Raw genomic sequence first — 18,908 nt, 5'->3', positions numbered from 1 at the left:
CGAGCCGGTCGTCGAGCTACTGCAAATCATCCTGAGTCGGAACCACCCCGGCGTTCCCGACGTGCACGATGCCCAGCCCTTGCCCGACGCTTCGGCAGGGTCGTAGTAGGCGTATCCCGCCGAACAGCCCGCAAGCGGAGCTGCCTGCGCCACAGACGGCGCAAAACTAAGCGCACCGGCGGCAACCGACGCCATGACGACCAGCTTGCTCACATTTCCCACAAACTCACCATCCCCAGATTGGTGGAAATTCACAAACAAGATCACCCTAATCGGCCACCCATACGCGAGCCAGTGAATGCGATCTTGATCACGACGATGCTGAAATACGCACACCGAAACCGCGGACCTGCTATGGATAGCATGCATGGTTCATCCATCCATTTCAGACAATCCGCCGCCTTTAGACAGATGCGCAGCAGCACAATGACCATTCGTCATTTGATGGGAATGGACAGTCCAATTCGCACCGGGTCGAGGACGAACATCGTGGTGTAGCGCTGGATGTTGGGCGCGTCCTTGAGCAGGCGGTCGGCGACCTCGCGGTGGTGCGCCATGCCGGTCGACGCCAGGACGACGACGTAGTCGGTGTCGCCGGAGACGCTGTAGAGCTGTTGGACCTCGGGCGCGGCGAGCAGCCTGCGGCGGAACGCGGCGTGGATCGCGTTGGACTCCTTGGCCAGCGTCACGAGGCACACCGCGAGCAGCGCGTCGGCCTTCGCCGGGTCCAGCACGGCGACTTGCCGGTCGAGCAGACCGGCCTTGCGGTAGCGGTCGACGCGGCGCTGCACCGCGCTGGGCGAGAGCGAGATCACCTCGCCCAACTCGGCGAGGGTGCGGCCGGAATCCTGCTGCAGCAAGGCGAGCAGGTGGTGGTCCGTCTCATCGAGACTCAGGGCTGTCACGCAATAATTTTGCGCCGAGGCGGGAGAACTTTCAATCGGCGCCACCGGCGGTCCGGCTAGCGTCGCCGCCATGAGACGTGGACTGGTGCTGGGCGCGGCGAGCGCGCTGGCGATGGGTGGCTCGGCCCCGGCACTGAAGGTTCTGGCCGGGAGCGAGCTCTCCCCGGTGAACGTCATCCAGGCGCGAATGGCGATCGGCGCGGTCACCCTGCTGTTCCTGGCGCTGGTGACCAAACGGGACCTTCGGGTCCCCCGCTCGGAGTGGTGGCTGATCGGCCTCTACGGCGGCCTCGGTCTGGCGCTCAACCAGGTCGTCTACACCGCGGCGCTCACCCGGATGCCTGTGGGACTCACACTGCTCATCGAGTACCTGGCGCCCGTGCTGATCGCGCTGTGGATCAGGTTCGTCCGGCGGGAACACCTGCCCGCACGGCTGTGGGTCGGCATCGCGGCGACGCTGGCGGGCCTCGCGCTGATCAGCCAGGTGTGGACCTCGGTCCGGCTCGACGGCCTCGGGATGCTCGCCGCGCTGGCCGCCGCCGTCACCTACGCGGGCCGGTTCCTGTTCGCCGAGCGTGCGCTGCGCACCCACGACCCGCTCGTGCTGGCCACCTGGGGCGCGGGATTCGGCACGATGGTGCTCGTCCCGCTGGAGCCGTTCCCGTTCGCCCAGGTGGGCACGCAGGAGGTCTGGCTGCTGGTCTGGGTCGGCGTGGTAGGCCTCGCCGCGTCGGTCCTGCTGACGGTCCTGGCACAGCGCACGCTGCCGTCGACCGCCGCGAGCCTCATCTCATGCCTGGAAATCGTGATCGGCGGGGCACTGGCCGCCGTCCTGCTGGGCGAACACCTCACGCCCGTGCAGTTGCTCGGCTCCGCGGTGATGCTCGGCGGCATCGTGGTCGCGCAGCTGGCCCTGGCCTCCGGGCGCCGAAAGCACCCGGAGGCCAGTGAGCTCATGCCTTCGAGCGCTTGAACAGCTTGTTGCCCAGCCACACCACCGGGTCGTACTTGCGGTCGGCGACGCGCTCCTTCATCGGGATGAGCGCGTTGTCGGTGATCTTGATGTGCTCGGGGCACACCTCGGTGCAGCACTTGGTGATGTTGCAGTAGCCGAGGCCGTGCTCGTCCTGCGCCTGGTTGGTGCGGTCGGCCACGTCCAGCGGGTGCATCTCCAGCTCGGCCACGCGCATGAGGAACCGGGGACCGGCGAAGTTCTCCTTGTTCTCCTCATGGTCGCGGATGACGTGGCAGGTGTTCTGGCACAGGAAGCACTCGATGCACTTGCGGAACTCCTGCGAGCGCTCCACGTCGACCTGCTGCATCCGGTACTCGCCCGGCTTGAGCCCCGGCGGCGGGGTGAACGACGGGATCTCGCGCGCCTTCTGGTAGTTGAAGGACACGTCGGTCACCAGGTCTCGGATCACCGGGAAGGTGCGCAGCGGGGTGACCGTGATGGTCTCGTCCTCGGTGAAGGTCGACATCCGGGTCATGCACAGCAGCTTCGGCATGCCGTTGATCTCCGCCGAGCACGAGCCGCACTTGCCCGCCTTGCAGTTCCACCGCACCGCGAGGTCCGGCGCCTCGGTGGCCTGCAGGCGGTGGATGATGTCGAGGACGACCTCACCCTCGTTGACCTCGATCAGGTAGTCGTGCAGCTCGCCGTCCTGGTCGGTGCCCCGCCAGACCTTGAACTTCGCCTTGTAGGCCACCTCAGGCCGTCCTTCCGGGGTGCGTCGCCAGCTCGCCGTCGGTGTAGTACTTCTCCAGTTCCGGCAGCTCGAAGAGCTCCAGCAGGTCCTGCCGCATCGGCTCCTGCTCCTTGGGCGTGACGTCGATGGCGGGCACGACCTCCGTGCTCTCCTTCGCGCTGCACACCAGCAGCGTGTTGCGCCATTTCGAGTCGAGCTGCGGGTGGTCGTCGCGGGTGTGGCCGCCGCGGCTCTCGGTGCGCAGCAGCGCGGCGCGGGCGACGCACTCGCTGACCATCAGCATGTTGCGCAGGTCGATCGCCAGGTGCCAGCCCGGGTTGAACTGGCGGTGGCCCTCGACGGTGACGTTGAGGATGCGGGTGCGGATCTCGGCCAGCTTCTCCAGCGCCGCCTCGATCTCCTCGGACTTGCGGATGATGCCGACGAGGTCGTTCATCGACTGCTGCAGCTCGGTGTGCAGGGTGTACGGGTTCTCCTCCACCCCCGTCTTCGGCGGGTCGAACGGCGAGAGCGCCATCTCCGCCGCCGCGTCCACATCGGACTGCGACACCGTCGGCCGGGACTCCAGCGACTCCACATAGTTCGCCGCGCCAAGACCGGCGCGCCTGCCGAACACCAGCAGGTCCGACAGCGAGTTGCCGCCGAGGCGGTTGGAGCCGTGCATGCCGCCGGAGCACTCCCCCGCGGCGAACAAGCCGGGCACAGTCGACGACGCGGTGTCCGGGTCGACCTCGATGCCACCCATCACGTAGTGGCACGTCGGGCCGACTTCCATCGGCTCGGCGGTGATGTCCACATCGGCCAGTTCCTTGAACTGGTGGTACATCGACGGCAGCCGCTTGCGGATCTCCTCGGCGGGCAGCCTGCTGGCGATGTCGAGGAACACGCCGCCGTGCGGTGACCCGCGGCCCGCCTTGACCTCGGAGTTGATCGCGCGGGCGACCTCGTCGCGGGGCAGCAGGTCGGGGGTGCGGCGGTTCTGCTCCTGGTCGGTGTACCAGCGGTCGGCCTCGGCCTCGCTCTCGGCGTACTGGCCCTTGAACACGTCCGGCACGTACTCGAACATGAACCGCTTGCCGTCGGAGTTCTTCAGCACGCCACCGTCGCCGCGCACGCCCTCGGTGACCAGGATGCCCTTGACGCTGGGCGGCCAGACCATGCCGGTCGGGTGGAACTGGACGAACTCCATGTTGATCAGCGTCGCGCCCGCGCGCATGGCCAGCGCGTGGCCGTCGCCGGTGTACTCCCAGGAGTTCGACGTGACCTTGAACGACTTGCCGATGCCGCCCGTCGCGAGGACCACGGCGGGTGCCTCGAACAGCACGAACCGACCGGTCTCGCGGTAGTAGCCGAACGCGCCCGCGATGCGGCCGTCCTGCTTCAACAGCTCGGTGATGGTGCACTCGGCGAAGACCTTGATCTTGGCCTCGTAGTCGCCGTGCTCGGCGAAGTCCTCCTGCTGCAGCGAGACGATCTTCTGCTGCATGGTGCGGATCAGCTCGAGGCCGGTGCGGTCGCCGACGTGCGCCAGGCGCGGGTAGGTGTGGCCACCGAAGTTGCGCTGGCTGATCTTACCGTCCTTGGTGCGGTCGAACAGCGCACCGTAGGTCTCCAGCTCCCAGACGCGGTCCGGGGCCTCCTTGGCGTGCAGCTCGGCCATGCGCCAGTTGTTGAGGAACTTGCCGCCGCGCATCGTGTCGCGGAAGTGGACCTGCCAGTTGTCGTTCTCGTTCGCGTTGCCCATCGACGCCGCGCAACCGCCCTCGGCCATCACGGTGTGGGCCTTGCCGAACAGCGACTTGCACACCACGGCCACGCTGAACCCGCGCTGGCGGGCCTCGATCACCGCGCGGAGACCCGCGCCGCCCGCTCCGACGACGACGACGTCATAGGAGTGACGTTCGACCTGACTCACATTGATCCTCTCGAAGATACGGTGGGGATGGCGGTCGCTCAGATGAACCGCAGGTCGGAGATGGCGCCGCTGGCGACGAGCATCACGTAGAGGTCGGTGATCATCAGCGTGGCGAGAGTCGTCCACGCCAGCTGCATGTGGCGGACGTTGAGCTTGGAGATCACCGTCCAGGCGCGATAGCGCACCGGGTGCTTGGAGAAGTGCTTGAGCCGACCACCGGCGATGTGGCGGCAGGAGTGGCACGAGAGCGTGTAGGCCCAGAGCAGGATCACGTTGCCCGTGAGGATCAGGTTGCCGAGGCCGAACCCGTGGGTGAAGGAGATCACCGCGTCATAGGTGTTGATCACCGAGACGACGAGGGCGGCGTAGAAGAAGTACCGGTGGAAGTTCTGCAGGATCAGCGGCAGCTTGGTCTCACCGGAGTACTTGGCGTGCGGCTCGGCCACCGCGCAGGCGGTCGGCGACTGCCAGACCGAGCGGTAGTAGGCCTTGCGGTAGTAGTAGCAGGTCAGGCGGAAGCCGAGCAGGAACGGCAGCGCCACGAAGCCCAGCGGGATCCAGCCGGGCAGCTCCGGAAGCGGAGTGCCGAAGTGGCTGGATCCCGGCAGGCAGGACTCGCTCAGACAGGGCGAGTAGAAGGGCGTCAGGTAGCCGTACTCCTCCACCCAGTACCACTTGCCCATGAACGAGCGGCCGCCCGCGTAGATCACGAACGTGGCCAGACCGAGGACGGTCAGCAGCGGCGGCTTCCACCACTTGTCCGTTCGCAAGGTGCGCGCGGAGATGCGCGCCCGGGTGGGGGCGTTGACGCCTGACGTCATCGTTTCCTCGTCGCTGAGAAGTGGTGGGGAGTTCGGGTGGTGCTAGCGCTGGTAGCCGCCGACGCCTTCGTCGTCGGCGCCCTGCCAGAGGGACGGGTCGTACGGGGTGTCCGGCACGACGACGACCTCGGCCTCGACCGGGTTGCGCGGCACCGGCGTGCTCGGGGTGCCGCTGAACTCGCTCGAGTCGATGTCGAGTCGCTCGATGTCGTTGACGAGCCTGCGCACCGCGGGGATGTCGCCGTAGCGACCCCGCAGCGCGGCGACACACTGCCGCAGCTGGCCAATGGTTCGCTGCAGCTCGCTGATCTCCGTGCTCGACATGTACGCACCTCCGTACGCCGGTCCGTTCGCGGACCCGGTTGGGTGGTGCCGGACCGGGTTCCCGCTCGTTGCCGACTTTGCCTGCCGACAGCAGATGTGACAAGTACCACAAGGGACCAAGCGACGGGTCACCGACCCACTACGGAGGAGCATATCGGGGTGTGATTTCGGGCACACGACAGGTCTGTCCGGCCAGTGAGAAAAGGGCGGGAACCGTTGCGCCGCAACAGTTCCCGCCCTGGATGACCTACGGTCAGAAGACCTCGTACTCGTACGCCGAGAACCCGTAGTTCGTCGCGCGCCGCTCGCCCACAATCGTGACGTAGCGGGCCTCCACTGGCGGGAATGAGACCACGTCGAGACCACCCTGGCCGCCGTCGACCCGGCCGACGGGCCGCCACGACGACAGGTCGTCGGACACCTCGACCCGCCACGCCGACGCGTAGGCCGCCTCCCAGTGCACCGCGACCCGGCTGACCTGCTTCTTCGTGCCGAGGTCGACCCGCAGCCACTGGCCGTCGGACCAGCCACTCGCCCACCGGCTGCCCCGGTCGCCGTCGGTCGCCCGCGGTGCCCGGAAGTCCCAGAACGGGTTCCACTCGTAGGAGCTGGCGGTCGTGGCCGCGCCGCGGGCCAGGTTGACCTTCGGCTGGTAGGCCTCCACCGCCCGCCACGTGCGCAGATAGGCCTCCGCGCCGCCGAGCAGGTCCTGGACGACCTCTTCGCCGCCGAGCTTGCGCAGGTCCTCGACCCAGTCCGGCATCAGTCCGTAGTGGGCCATGCCGTCCTTGGTGTAGTCCCAGGTGCGCTGGGCCATGGTCTCCCGGTCGAGCGTCACCGAGCCGTCGGCGGACTTGAACGGGTAGCTGACCCCGCCCGCGCGGGGCGCGGGCAGGCCGCCGACGCCGTTGACGTCGATGCCGAACCCGTAGCCGTCGATGCCGTTCTGGTCGCGGTAGCCCTCGCCGCGCTGCCACTCGGCGACGAACTGCGCCGCGGAGTGCCCGTACTGGGCGATCATGCCGCCGAGCTTGTAGATGCGCGGGAAGTACTTCTCGTCCGTCCAGCTGTGCGAGCTGATGACACCCGGGTAGGCGGCCTCTTCGAGCAGGTCCAGCGCGCGGTCGGCGGCCTTGACGCTCATGTGGTCGAGTTCGACCATCATCTCGCGCGCCATCATGCCCTTGATCATGTACTCGCCCAGGTCGGTCAACCCGCGGGTGTTGCAGTGCGGCGCGGGCGGGTAAAGCGGCAGCGGCACCACCGGCTTGAGGATGTCCGGGACCGTGCCCGCGGCGGCGAGGGTGTTGTCGGTGTAGGCGGTGGTGCAGGTGCGCGCGTCCCAGAAGGTGCCGGTGCCGAGGAAGTTGGCCGCGTTCACCGCGAGACCGGCCGTCCCCGAGTCGAACCGGACACCGCACAGCGCGTTGTCGTACTTGTGGCAGACGAACATCGTGCGCACGCCGAGCGCGTGGACCTCGTCGAGTCCACGATCGATGTCCGCTTTGGAGCACTGCGCGACGTTGAGGATGTGCCTGCAGCCGAAGGGTTCCGAGGTCTCGATGCCCAGCATCACCGCGAGCTTGCCCTGCTCGACCACCTGCCGGGCCTCACCCTGGCTGCGCACCACCCGGAACCAGCCCTTGCCCGGTCCGCCGCTCTCCGCGTCGATGAAGTTCTGCAGGTCGGTGGTCAGCTTGGCCTGCAACCGGATGCTGTCCATCTCGTTGCAGGACTGGTTCTTGATCGGGTAGATGTCGCAGAGCTGACGGTTGGCGACGAGGTGGTTGACCATGAACCGCAGGCCGCCACGCCACGCGCGCTCGATCCACTTGTAGTAGGCCTGTTGGTGCGTAAGGGAATTGTGCGCGGGCCAGTCCTTGAAGGTCGGATAGCCGACCGGGTCGTGGGTGCCCGTGGGCGATCCGGTCTTGGTGAAGTTCTCGAACCACGCCGCGCTGCCGTCCGGGAAGTGGTCGGGGCAGTCGACGAGCGCCTTGTGCGGACCCTCCGGGTCGAACGGCTTGCCGCAGATGAGCCCGCCGCCGAAGGAGACGTTGGCGAAGATGTGGGAGTGGGCGTCGAGGAGACCCCGCGCTGTCCCATCGGGCGCTGTGCCGCTGAACGGCGTGCCGACGGCGTTGACGTCGGCCCCGGGCGGCGACTCGGTGGCTTGGCCGGGCAGTGCGGACACCACCGCGGCCAGGCCGACGGCTAACAGGATGGTCAGGTTCCGGGCTGTCGACCGAGGACGGAGCACGGTTCCTCCTCACGAGCGCAGGGTGAAACCCGAAAGATACTCGCGAGTAATACTCACGTAAACCCATGACCGGCGGTTACAGGTTGATCCACCCGCTCAGCCGAACAGGCCGCCGTCGATCAGGTCGCCGTCGTCGCCCGCCGCCCGCAGCTCGTCGCGGACCACCCGGAACGCCAGCCCTTCCGCGTACCCCTTCCGCGCGAGCATCCCGACCAGGCGGCGGATCTTGACCTGTTCCTCCAGGCCACCCATCGCCCGCAGCTTCTTGCGGACGAGCTGCCGCGCCCGCTCCTCCTCGGCCTCACCGTCGACCGCGTCGACCGCCTCGGCGACCACCTCGTCGGCGACCCCCTTGCGGCGCAACTCCGTGGCCAGGGCGCGCCTGCCCAGGCCCCGATGGGTGTGGCGGGCGCGCACCCAGCTCTCGGCGAACGCCGTGTCGTCGATCAGGCCGATCGCGGCGAACTTGCCGAGCACGGTCTGGGCGACGTCGTCGGGGATCTCCTTGCGGCGCAAGGCTTCCTCGAGCTCCTGGCGGCTGCGCGCGCGGGCCGTCAGCAGCCGGTAGCAGATCTCGCGCGCCTTGGCCGCCGGGTCGTCGTCTGGTGGACGCGATTCCCCGGGAGGCGTGTCCTCCCGGGTCCTGCGCGCGTACCTGCGTTCCGACACTTAGAACTCGACGGGCGCCGGGGCGGTCTCGTCGGCGTCGAGCTTGGCACCGATGCCGAGCTTGTCCTTGATCCGCTTCTCGATCTCGTTGGCGACGTCCGGGTTCTCCAGCAGGAACTTGCGGGCGTTCTCCTTGCCCTGGCCCAACTGGTCGCCCTCGTAGGTGTACCAGGCGCCGGACTTGCGCAGGATGCCGTGCTCGACACCCATGTCGATCAGCGAGCCCTCGCGGCTGACGCCCTTGCCGTAGAGGATGTCGAACTCGGCCTGCTTGAACGGCGGCGCGACCTTGTTCTTCACGACCTTGACCCGGGTGCGGTTGCCGACCGGCTCGCCGCCGTCCTTGAGGGTCTCGATGCGGCGCACGTCGAGGCGGACCGAGGCGTAGAACTTCAGCGCCTTGCCACCGGTCGTCGTCTCGGGGGAGCCGAACATGACGCCGATCTTCTCGCGCAGCTGGTTGATGAAGATCGCCGTGGTGCCGGAGTTGCTCATCGCACCGGTCATCTTGCGCAGCGCCTGGCTCATCAGGCGGGCCTGGAGGCCGACGTGGTTGTCGCCCATCTCGCCCTCGATCTCCGCGCGCGGCACCAGGGCCGCCACCGAGTCGATCACCAGGATGTCGAGCGCGCCGGAGCGGATCAGCATGTCGGCGATCTCCAGCGCCTGCTCACCGGTGTCCGGCTGGGAGACCAGCAGCGCGTCGGTGTCGACGCCCAGGTTCTTGGCGTACTCCGGGTCGAGCGCGTGCTCGGCGTCGATGAAGGCGGCGATACCGCCCGCGCGCTGGGCGTTGGCCACCGCGTGCAGGGCCACTGTCGTCTTACCTGAGGACTCCGGGCCGTAGATCTCGACCACGCGCCCTCGCGGCAGACCGCCGATCCCCAGCGCCACGTCCAAGGCGATGGAGCCGGTCGGGATGACCGCGATCGGGGCCCGGCCCTCGTCTCCGAGGCGCATCACCGAGCCCTTGCCGAAGTTCTTGTCGATCTGGGCAAGGGCCAGCTCTAGCGCCTTGTCCCGATCGGGTGCTGGTGCCATCTTGGTTCCACCTCGGTTGACTTTCGACTGTTTCGCACTCACGGCGCCGACGCTACGGGCAAGGGCCGACGTTTCTCCGCACGCACCGCCGGTCTGTGGACAAGCGGACCCGATGTGGACAACATGCTAGCGAACGTCTGTTCGAGACCGCGGCGCGACACGCCGGTCAGCGCCGCTCGACGGGGACCTCGAACGCCTCGCACACCGCCTGCCAGATCTCCTTGGTGGACAGCCCCGCGTCCAGCGCCTGGTCGACCGTGCGGTCGCCGAGCGCGCTGAAGACGTGGTCGTGGGCGATGGTGTCCGCCAGCGGCGCGCCGAACTCCTCGGCCAGCCGGGTGCGGAAAGCGGTGATGCGCATCGGGGGCAGTCTAGTGGTGTGGTGCCGGGTATCGGCCCGGTATCGGCCGGTCCACGGCGCCGCTGCCAAGGCGCAGGGACAGCGCGCGTACCGGGCTGTACGTGGCTGTTCCTGCAACGCAGGCAGCGGCGTCGTGGGCCGGTCGAGACCGGGTCAAGGCCCTGCACCACAACACTAGGGACTGGCAGACTCGGTTATGTGCTCACCTTCGCCATCGAGAACCCGACCGCCCTCGAGGACACGCTGCTGACCGTCGGGTCGATCGCGGCCTGCCTCGCCGCCGTGATCGTCGGGCTGATCGCCTACCGCAACCGCAGGTAGTCCCTACGTTCCCGGCTGGACGTTGGCGGCGAAGAAGTCGGCCAGCTTGTCCGGGCTCAGGCCGTCGCCCTTGGCCGTAAGGGTGCCGACCAGCGGCCGGTCCTTGACCGTGAACACCAGCACCCCGGTGTCGCCCTTCACGCCCGCGCGCAGCCTGCCGTCGAACCCGTTGCCCCGCCAGTCGGCCACGACGTGCTCGCCCTCGGGCACCTTGCCCAGCTCCTCGTCCCACACCTTGCGCGCGTCGTCCACCGAGCCCGTGTGGGCGTAGGTGACCTGGTAGGAGTCGGGCAGCGTGCACACCACCCCGGCGTCAGAGCTCTGGCACGAGTTCTTGTCCGGCACGCCGCCCGCGAGCTGGCGCAGGCACTCGGTGAAGCCCTTGTCGTCCGCGGCGGCCTTGGCCGCGCAGCTCTCCGCGCTGGGGACTCCCGCGGGCTTGAACACGAAGAACCCGCCGACCACGGCCAGGGCGGCGACCACGAGCCCGCCGACCGCCATCAACACCTTGTTCTTGCCGGACTTGTCGGCCTGCTGCCGTGGCGGCGTCGGGAAGTTGCCCTGGAGCGGGAACGTCGCGGCGGGCTGCGGGAACTGCTGCTGCGGGAACGGCCCCGACTGCGGCCGCGCCGGGAACCCGCCGGTCTGCGGCGGCGCGGGCTGGGCGGCGAACCCGCCGGTCTGCGGGGTCACGTTGGCCGTGCGCATGCTGATGCCCTCGCTGGAGACGTGGTGCGCGCCGAGCGCGACCGCGGTCTCCGGCTGGTCGAGGCTCGTCGGCACGATCCGCAGCTGCTCGGCGATCAGGGTCGCCACCAGCGGGATCCGGCTGGAGCCGCCGACGAGGTAGATGCCCACCAGGCGGTCCGGGGTCAGCCCGGTCGCGCGGATGGTGCTCGCGAGCAGCTCGACGCTGCGCAGCATGCTCGGCCGGATCAGCGCCTCCAGTTCGGCGCGGGTGACGAGCACGTCGTCGAACGGCTCCGGCATCGGCACCTCGGTCTGCGGGTGCCGTGACAGCGCCTCCTTGGCGCCCTTGACGTCCTCAAGCAGCGCCCGGCGCGCGCGTCGGTCGGCGAGGGACTCCGGGCGCAGCAGCCGCTGCCAGCCGCCGGGGTCGCGGTGGGACACCTGGCGGCCGACGTGTTCGAGGACGGTCTGGTCGACGTCCATGCCGCCCAGGTCGGGCAGGCCGTTCTCGGCGAGGACGGCGAACCCGTTCTGCGTCGCGGCCACGATCGCCACGTCGAACGTGCCCGCGCCGAGGTCGTAGACGGCGAGCGCCTGGCCGGGGGCCAGGGTGTGGCCGAAAGACGCGAAGTGCGCCGCGGCGGCCACCGGCTCGGGGACCAGGGCCAGGTTCGGGCCGAGGTTGGCCTGGCGTGCCGCAGACAGCAGCACGTTGCGCCGGACCGGACCCCACTGCGCCGGGTGCGTCAGCCGGACCTCGTCGGGCTTCCCGCCGCCGAGCTGGCGGCTGACCTCGTCGCCGACGCGGCGCAGCACCGCGGCCAGCGCATCGGTGACGGGGACGACGGCGGTGCCCAGCAGCAGCGTGCCCTCGTCGACGCGGCGCTTGGGGTTGGGCTCGAACCGCGACGGGTCGAGCCGGGCGCGGCGCTCGGCCTCGCGGCCGACGACGAGCCCGCCGTCCTCGGCGGCGAACACCGCCGACGGCATGGTCGCCGACCCGTCGACCTCGACCACGCGCGGTGCGCGGCCGTGCGCCGACAGGACCGCGACGGTGTTGGAAGTGCCGAGGTCGACCGACAGGACGTTCACGCTGTTCCTCCGCGTCAGCCGTTGCTACCCGGCTTGATGTGGTTGTTGAAGTAGTCGAGGACGTTGGTGTCGCCGCTCGTCCCGACGATCCAGCCCATGATCGGGGTGTCCTTGACGCTGTAGAGCAGCATCTCGGCCGAGGCGATCTCCACGACGTAGTAGTCGCCCGCCATGCCGCCGCCGCTCCAGTCGCCCTTGGTCGAGCTGCTCCCGGCCGACTCGAACCCCTTCAGCGCCTCCTGCAGGTTCTGGTCGACCACGCCCGCCGAGTCGAAGTGCACATAGATCGCGACGTAGTCGCCGAGCGTGCAGGTCGCCGAGGTCGCGCCGGGGGTGGCGACGTCGCGGCCGCCGAAGTTGGCACCGCTCTGGCAGTCCCCGTTGGACGCGACAGCGCCCGCGACCTCACGCATGCACTTGGTGAAGCCCTTGTCGTCGGTCTGCTGGTCGGTGCAGTCGGCGGTGACCCCGCCGGAGCCGCCCGACGTGGCGATGATGATGCTGACGATGCCGATCACCAGCACCGCGATCACAGCGGTGGCGATGTACCAGACCTTGTTGGGCGAAGACGCCCGCTGCGCGGGCACGAACGGCTGGGCGGCCGCGGGCCGCTGCTGCACCGGGATGGGCGCGGACGGCGGTCCCATCGGCTGGTTCTGCGCGGGAACCGGGCGCGACGGCGGCTGCGCGCGCTGCGGGCCGCTCTGCGGGAACGGCTGGGCCGGGGTCTTCGGCGGCGGCTGCGCCGGGAACCCGCCCGACCGCGGCGGCACGATCGCCTGGGTGCGCTGCACGGTCTCCACGGTGGCGCTCATGTCGCCGGTCCGCATCGTGACGCCCTCCTGCGGCACGTGGTGCGCGCCGAGGGCGACAGCGGTCTCCGGCTGGTCGAGGCTCGTCGGCACGACCCGCAGCTGCTCGGCGATCAGCGTCGCGACCAGCGGGATCCGGCTCGACCCGCCGACCAGGTAGATGCCGACCAGCCGGTCGGGGGTCATGCCGGTGGAGCGGATGGTCCCGGCCAGCAGCTCGACGCTGCGCAGCATGCCCGGCCGGATCAGCGCCTCCAGCTCGACCCGGGTGACCAGCACGTCCTCGAACGGCTCGGGCAGCGGGACCTCGGTCTGCGGGTGCCGCGACAGGGCCTCCTTGGACGCCTTCACGTCCTCCCGCAGCGCGCGCTGGGCACGGCGGTCGCCGGTCGACTGCGGGCGCAGCAGCCGCTGCCAGCCCGCCGGGTCGCGGTGCGAGACCTGCCTGCCGACGTGTTCGAGCAGCGCCTGGTCGACGTCGAGGCCGCCCAGGTCGGGCAGGCCCGCCTCGGCCAGCACGGCGAAGCCCTTCTGGGTGGCGCCGACGATGGCGACGTCGAACGTGCCCGCGCCGAGGTCGTAGACGGCCAGTGCCTGGCCGGGGCGCAGCGTCTGGCCGGGGAAGGAGGCGAAGTGCGCGGCGGCGGCGACCGGCTCGGGCACCAGGACCAGGTTCGGCCCCATCCCGGCCTGCCGTGCGGCGGACAGCAGGACGTTGCGGCGGACCGGGCCCCACTGGGCGGGGTGGGTCAGCCGGACCTCGTCGGGCTTCTTGCCGCCGAGTTGGCGGGAGGTCTCGTCGGCGACGCGGCGCAGCACGCCCGCGAGCGCGTCGGTGACCGGGACGACGGTGTCGCCGAGCAGGAGGGTGCCCTCGTCGACGCGGCGCTTGGGGTTGGGCTCGAACCGCGACGGGTCGAGCCGGGCCCGGCGCTCGGCGTCGCGGCCCACGACCAGGCCGCCGTCCTCGCCCGCGAACACCGCGGACGGCATCATCGACGCGCCGTCGACGTCGACCACACGCGGTGGACGGCCATGTGCGGACAGCACGGCGACGGTGTTCGACGTGCCGAGATCCACCGACAGGACGTTCACTGCTCTCCCCTCATCGCACCGACTACGCAGCAAGCCCCCAGGTAGTCGTGGCAGATAGTCCCATGCCCGACCGCGCCCGCGGTCGCGGTAGCCACAAGTCACGAAGTTGTCCACAGGCGACGCGACTCGGTTGGGCTCTGTCAGGGGCTGGGGGTAAGCATGTTGTATGACCGAGAACGCGCTCGACCTGTTCTCACCCGCGACCAGGCAGTGGTTCACGGGTGCGTTCGTCGCGCCGACCGACGCCCAGACTGGGGCGTGGCGCGCGGCGGCGGCGGGTGAGCACGCCCTGGTGGTGGCGCCGACCGGGTCGGGCAAGACGCTGGCGGCGTTCCTGTGGGCGCTCGACCGGCTGGCGTCGGAGGGCAAGCCCGCCGATGCCAAGCACCGGTGTCGGGTGCTCTATGTGTCGCCGCTCAAGGCGCTGGCGGTCGACGTCCAGCGCAACCTTCGCGCCCCGCTGGCAGGCATCCGGCAGGCAGCGCACCGGCTCGATCTTCCCGAACCGGACATCACGGTCGGCATGCGCACGGGCGACACACCCGCCGACGAGCGCCGCGCCTTCGCCAGGACGCCGCCGGACGTGCTGGTCACGACACCGGAGTCGCTGTTCCTGCTGCTGACCTCGGCGGCGCGGGAGTCGCTGCGCGGGGTGCGCACGGTGATCGTCGACGAGGTGCACGCGGTCGCGGGGGTCAAGCGCGGGTCGCACCTGGCGCTGTCGCTGGAACGGCTCGACGCGCTGCTCGATCGGCCCGCCCAGCGGATCGGGCTGTCGGCGACGGTGCGGCCGGTCGACGAGGTCAGCGGGTTCCTCGGCGGCGGGCGGCCGGTGACGCTCGTGCAGCCGAAGATCGGCAAGACGGTCGAGGTCAGGGTCGAGGTGCCGACCGAGGACATGGCCGCGCTGGTCGAGCAGGTCAACGACGACGCGGCCGACCGCACCCAGGCGTCGATCTGGCCGAAGGTGGAGCGGCGGGTGCTGGAGTTGGTCCAGGGGCACCGGTCCACGATCGTCTTCGCCAACTCGCGGCGGCTGGCCGAGCGGATGACGGCCCGGCTCAACGAACTGGCCGCCGAGGTGCCCGCCGAGCCAGAGCGCTTCCCGGCTGAGGCGATCGGCCAGTCGGGGATGACGACGATGACCGCGCCGGTGATCGCCCGCGCCCACCACGGGTCGATGTCGCGAGAGCAGCGGACCATGGTCGAGGAGGACCTGAAGTCCGGGCGGCTGCCGTGCGTGGTCGCCACGTCGTCGCTGGAGCTGGGCATCGACATGGGCGCGGTCGACCTGGTGGTGCAGGTGGAGGCGCCGCCGACGGTCGCGTCCGGGCTGCAACGGGTCGGCCGGGCGGGCCACCAGGTCGGCGCGGTGTCGCGCGGGGTGATGTTCCCGAAGTTCCGGGGCGACCTTGTCTCCTGCGCGGTCGTCGCCGAGCGGATGGCACAGGGCGCGATCGAGGCCGTCCGGTATCCGCGCAACCCGCTCGACGTGCTCGCCCAACACATCGTGGCCATGGTGGCGCTCGAGCCGTGGACGGTGACGGAGCTGGCGACGCTGGTCCGGCGCGCGGCCCCCTTCGCCTCGCTGCCCGACGCCGCGCTGTACGCCGTGCTCGACATGCTGGCCGGGCGGTACCCGAGCGAGGAGTTCGGCGAGCTGCGGCCCCGCGTCACGTGGGACCGGATCAGCGGCGAGCTGCGCGGACGCCCGGGGGCGCAGCGGCTCGCGGTCACCTCGGGCGGCACGATCCCCGACCGCGGGCTGTTCACCGTGATGACGCCGCCCGACGAGCGCGGCGCGGGCTCGCGGGTCGGCGAGCTGGACGAGGAGATGGTCTACGAGTCGCGGGTGGGCGACACGTTCCTGCTGGGCACGTCGTCCTGGCGGGTGCAGGACATCACCCACGACCGGGTGATCGTCACGCCCGCGCCCGGCGAGGCCGCCCGGATGCCGTTCTGGAAGGGCGACGCGCCGGGACGGCCGCTGGAGCTGGGCCGGGCGCTGGGCGCCTTCGTCCGCGAAGTGTCCAGTATGGACACACCGGCTGCCCGCGAGCGGGCGGCGTCGGCGGGGCTCGACGAGTGGGCGATCGACAATCTGCTGTCGTACCTGGGAGAGCAGCGCGAGGCGACGCGGCATGTGCCGGACGACCGCACGATCCTGGTCGAGCGGTTCCGCGACGAGCTGGGCGATTGGCGGCTGGTGGTGCACTCGCCGTTCGGCGCCCAGGTCAACGCGCCGTGGGCGCTGGCGATCGGCGCGCGGCTGCGCGGGCGGCGCGGGGTCGAGGCGCAGATCGCCCACGGCGACGACGGCATCGTCATCCGGCTGCCCGACGCGGTGGACGATGCAGGCCAAGAGGTGGTGGCCGGGGCCGAGGACGTGCTGCTCGACCCCGACGAGGTCGAGCAGATCGTGGTGGCCGAGGTGAGCGGGTCGGCGCTGTTCGCGGCCCGGTTCCGCGAGTGCGCCGCCCGGTCGCTGCTGCTCCCCCGGCGCGATCCGCGCAGGCGGACGCCGCTGTGGCAGCAGCGTCAGCGGTCGGCGCAGTTGCTTTCCGTGGCCGCGAAGTACGAGCAGTTCCCGGTCGTGCTGGAGGCCATGCGCGAGTGCCTGCAGGACGTCTACGACGTGGCGGGGCTGCGCGAGCTGATGTCGGACGTGCGGTCGCGGCGGGTGCGGGTCGTGGACGTGCAGACCCAGTCCGCGTCGCCGTTCGCGCGCAGCCTGTTGTTCGGCTACGTCGGAATGTTCCTGTACGGCACCGATGTCCCGCTGGCCGAGCGCCGCGCGGCGGCGTTGTCGCTGGACAGCGCCCTGCTGGCCGAGCTGCTGGGGTCCGAGGCGATCCGCGAACTGCTCGACCCCGAGGTGCTCGCCGAGGTCGAGCGGTCGCTGCAGCGCCTCGACCCGAGCAGGCACGCCCGCCACGCCGAGGACGCCGCCGACCTGCTGCGCTTCCTCGGCGACCTGTCCGTCGCGGAGGCGGCCCTGCGGGGCGTCTCGCCGGAGTGGCTCGCCGAGCTGGAGTCCGCGCGCCGGGTGCTGCGGGTGCGCATCGCGGGCGACGAGCGGTACATCGCCATCGAGGACGCGGGCCGCGTCCGCGACGCGCTGGGCACGGCGCTGCCGGTCGGCGTCCCGGAGGCGTTCACCGAACCGGTCGCCGATCCGTTGGGCGACTTGCTGTCCCGCTACGCGCGCACACACGGCCCGTTCTCCGCCGCCGAGGCCGCGGCCCGGTTCGGGCTGGGCACGTCCGTGGTGACCGGGGTGCTGGAACGCCTCGCGGGCAGCGGACGGCTCGTGCGCGGCGAACTGCGGCCGCTCACCGGGCCGGAGCCGCCCGCCGCGGTCGAGTACTGCGACGCCGACGTGCTGCGCAGGCTGCGCCGCTCGTCGCTGGCCCGGCTGCGGGCCGAGGTCGAGCCGGTCGAGCCCGCCGCGCTGGGCCGGTTCCTGCCGAGCTGGCACGGCATCGGCCGCAAGTCCCGCTCGACCGCGACCACCGACGACGTTCTGTCCATTGTGGAGCAACTCGCGGGCGCACCGATCCCGGCCAGCGCCTTGGAGTCGCTGCTGCTGCCCGCGCGCCTGCCGGGCTACTCCCCCGCCCTGCTCGACGAGCTGACCGCGGCGGGCGAGGTCACCTGGTGCGGCACGGGCGCGCTCGCTGGCGGCGACGGGTGGATCGCGCTGGCCCCCGCCGACGTCGCCGACCTGCTGCTGCCCGACATCGAGGACGCGGTCCCCGACACCCCGCTGCACACCGCCGTGCTGTCCGCTTTGGACGGTGGCGCGCTGTTCTTCCGCCAGGTCGCCGACCGCGCGGGCGCCATCCTGCTCGACGGCGGCGCCGACGCTCCCGCCGACCCGGACGTGGTGGCCGCGGTGTGGGACCTGGTGTGGGGCGGCCTGATCACCAACGACACGATCGCTCCCCTGCGCGCGCTGGTCTCCGGCAAGGGCGCGGCACACCGCCCCCGCCGCACGGCACCGCGCGGCCGGTACGCCAGGCTCCGCACCGCCCGGCCCGCGATGCCGAGCCGCACCGGCCCACCGACGGTCGGCGGCCGGTGGTCACTGGTCCAGCCCCGCGAGGAAGACCCGACCCGCCGCGCCCACGCCCGCGCCGAGGCATTCCTCGAACGCCACGGCGTACTGACGCGCGGCGCGCTGGACACCGAGCGGGTCACCGGCGGGTTCAGCGGGATCTACAAGGTGTTGCGCGCCATGGAGGAGTCGGGCCAGATCATCCGCGGCTACGTCGTCGAGGGCCTCGGCGCCGCCCAGTTCGCCGCCCGCGGCGCCGTCGACCGACTCCGCGCACTGTCCCGTTCGGACAGTCCGGCCGAGCCCGTCGACGCGCTCGTCCTGGCCGCCGCCGATCCCGCCCAGCCCTACGGCGCCGCGCTCGCCTGGCCAGAGCCGCTCGGTGAGGGCAAACACCGCCCGGGCCGCAAGGCGGGCGCGCTGGTCGTCCTGGTCGACGGCACCCCGGCGCTGTACGTCGAACGCGGCGGCCGGTCCCTGCTGTCGTTCACCGAGAACGACACGGCCCTGCGATCGGCCGCCGAAGCCCTGTCCCGAGCCGTCCGCGACGGCTGGCTGGGCGCCCTCTCAGTCCAGAAGGCCGACGGCGAGGTAGCCCTCACGTCGGCGCTGGCCGACGTCCTGCGGGACGCCGGATTCCGGGCCACACCGAAGGGCCTGCGCTTGAGAGCATGACGGCGGCACGCGACCCGCGCCTCGGGTGAGTGGGCACCCGGGATCTCGCTCCCCCACGGCACCCGCCCCACTACGCGGCTGCCGCAGCGCCGAGGACCACGGCCCCGCAAGGTTCATATCCGGGCGATCTCCCAGTGGCTCAACGCAAGCACGGCCGGTAT

General features: G+C 70.7%; 14 protein-coding genes. 3 read left to right on the top strand and 11 right to left on the bottom strand.

Translation table 11 applies throughout. From position 1 onward, the window contains the following. Positions 1 to 437: 437 nt before the first annotated feature. A complete protein-coding gene (locus tag ACSHT8_RS33185) occupies positions 438 to 905 on the bottom strand; it encodes an Lrp/AsnC family transcriptional regulator (RefSeq protein ID WP_436495790.1) in 468 nt (155 codons plus the stop codon). Positions 906 to 975: 70 nt separating this feature from the next. Between ACSHT8_RS33185 and ACSHT8_RS33180 the strand changes: the two genes are divergently transcribed. Beyond that, a complete protein-coding gene (locus ACSHT8_RS33180) occupies positions 976 to 1,878 on the top strand; it encodes a DMT family transporter (RefSeq protein WP_436495788.1) in 903 nt (300 codons plus the stop codon). Here the strand turns inward: ACSHT8_RS33180 and ACSHT8_RS33175 are convergent. From ACSHT8_RS33175 to ACSHT8_RS33140, 8 genes are all read right to left on the bottom strand, one after another. Then, on the bottom strand, positions 1,859 to 2,614 hold the full coding sequence (locus ACSHT8_RS33175) for a succinate dehydrogenase/fumarate reductase iron-sulfur subunit (RefSeq protein ID WP_436495786.1): 756 nt from the start codon (positions 2,612 to 2,614) through the stop codon (positions 1,859 to 1,861). The genes ACSHT8_RS33180 and ACSHT8_RS33175 overlap by 20 nt on opposite strands. 1 nt (position 2,615) lies before the next feature. Further along, on the bottom strand, positions 2,616 to 4,529 hold the full coding sequence (locus ACSHT8_RS33170; protein WP_436495784.1) for a fumarate reductase/succinate dehydrogenase flavoprotein subunit: 1,914 nt from the start codon (positions 4,527 to 4,529) through the stop codon (positions 2,616 to 2,618). A gap of 38 nt (positions 4,530 to 4,567) precedes the next feature. Beyond that, positions 4,568 to 5,350, bottom strand: coding sequence for a hypothetical protein (locus ACSHT8_RS33165; protein WP_436495782.1), 783 nt, complete (start codon positions 5,348 to 5,350; stop codon positions 4,568 to 4,570). Positions 5,351 to 5,392: 42 nt separating this feature from the next. Then, on the bottom strand, positions 5,393 to 5,674 hold the full coding sequence (locus tag ACSHT8_RS33160; protein WP_436495780.1) for a hypothetical protein: 282 nt from the start codon (positions 5,672 to 5,674) through the stop codon (positions 5,393 to 5,395). 253 nt (positions 5,675 to 5,927) lie between these two features. Then, a complete protein-coding gene (locus ACSHT8_RS33155) occupies positions 5,928 to 7,934 on the bottom strand; it encodes a galactose-binding domain-containing protein (RefSeq protein WP_436495778.1) in 2,007 nt (668 codons plus the stop codon). A gap of 96 nt (positions 7,935 to 8,030) precedes the next feature. After that, complete coding sequence (locus tag ACSHT8_RS33150) at positions 8,031 to 8,603, bottom strand: regulatory protein RecX (protein ID WP_436495776.1); 573 nt, start codon at positions 8,601 to 8,603, stop codon at positions 8,031 to 8,033. Then, positions 8,604 to 9,644, bottom strand: a complete 1,041-nt coding sequence (gene recA, locus ACSHT8_RS33145) for a recombinase RecA (RefSeq protein ID WP_436495774.1) — start codon at positions 9,642 to 9,644, stop codon at positions 8,604 to 8,606. A 166-nt stretch (positions 9,645 to 9,810) separates the two neighbouring features. Then, entirely contained in the window at positions 9,811 to 10,005 is a 195-nt protein-coding gene (locus ACSHT8_RS33140; RefSeq protein ID WP_436495772.1) for a DUF3046 domain-containing protein, read from the bottom strand. Between the two features lie 198 nt (positions 10,006 to 10,203). Between ACSHT8_RS33140 and ACSHT8_RS33135 the strand changes: the two genes are divergently transcribed. Next, entirely contained in the window at positions 10,204 to 10,326 is a 123-nt protein-coding gene (locus tag ACSHT8_RS33135) for a hypothetical protein (RefSeq protein ID WP_255364570.1), read from the top strand. Between the two features lie 3 nt (positions 10,327 to 10,329). Here ACSHT8_RS33135 and ACSHT8_RS33130 read toward each other — a convergent pair whose 3' ends face one another. Together ACSHT8_RS33130 and ACSHT8_RS33125 are read right to left on the bottom strand one after the other, a co-directional pair. Continuing rightward, positions 10,330 to 12,108, bottom strand: coding sequence for an Hsp70 family protein (locus tag ACSHT8_RS33130; RefSeq protein WP_436495770.1), 1,779 nt, complete (start codon positions 12,106 to 12,108; stop codon positions 10,330 to 10,332). Between the two features lie 14 nt (positions 12,109 to 12,122). Beyond that, positions 12,123 to 14,015, bottom strand: a complete 1,893-nt coding sequence (locus tag ACSHT8_RS33125; RefSeq protein ID WP_436495768.1) for an Hsp70 family protein — start codon at positions 14,013 to 14,015, stop codon at positions 12,123 to 12,125. Between the two features lie 166 nt (positions 14,016 to 14,181). On the opposite strand from ACSHT8_RS33125, the gene ACSHT8_RS33120 reads away from it, so the two are divergent. Beyond that, the gene (locus ACSHT8_RS33120) at positions 14,182 to 18,747 is read left to right on the top strand and encodes an ATP-dependent helicase (protein ID WP_436495766.1); all 4,566 of its coding nucleotides are present in this window, start codon (positions 14,182 to 14,184) and stop codon (positions 18,745 to 18,747) included. Positions 18,748 to 18,908 lie beyond the last annotated feature (161 nt).

This window comes from Actinokineospora sp. HUAS TT18 (assembly GCF_051364635.1).
Lineage (GTDB): Bacteria > Actinomycetota > Actinomycetes > Mycobacteriales > Pseudonocardiaceae > Actinokineospora.
Note: the sequence above shows the minus strand (reverse complement) of the source record. Positions and strands in the feature narration are given on the sequence as shown.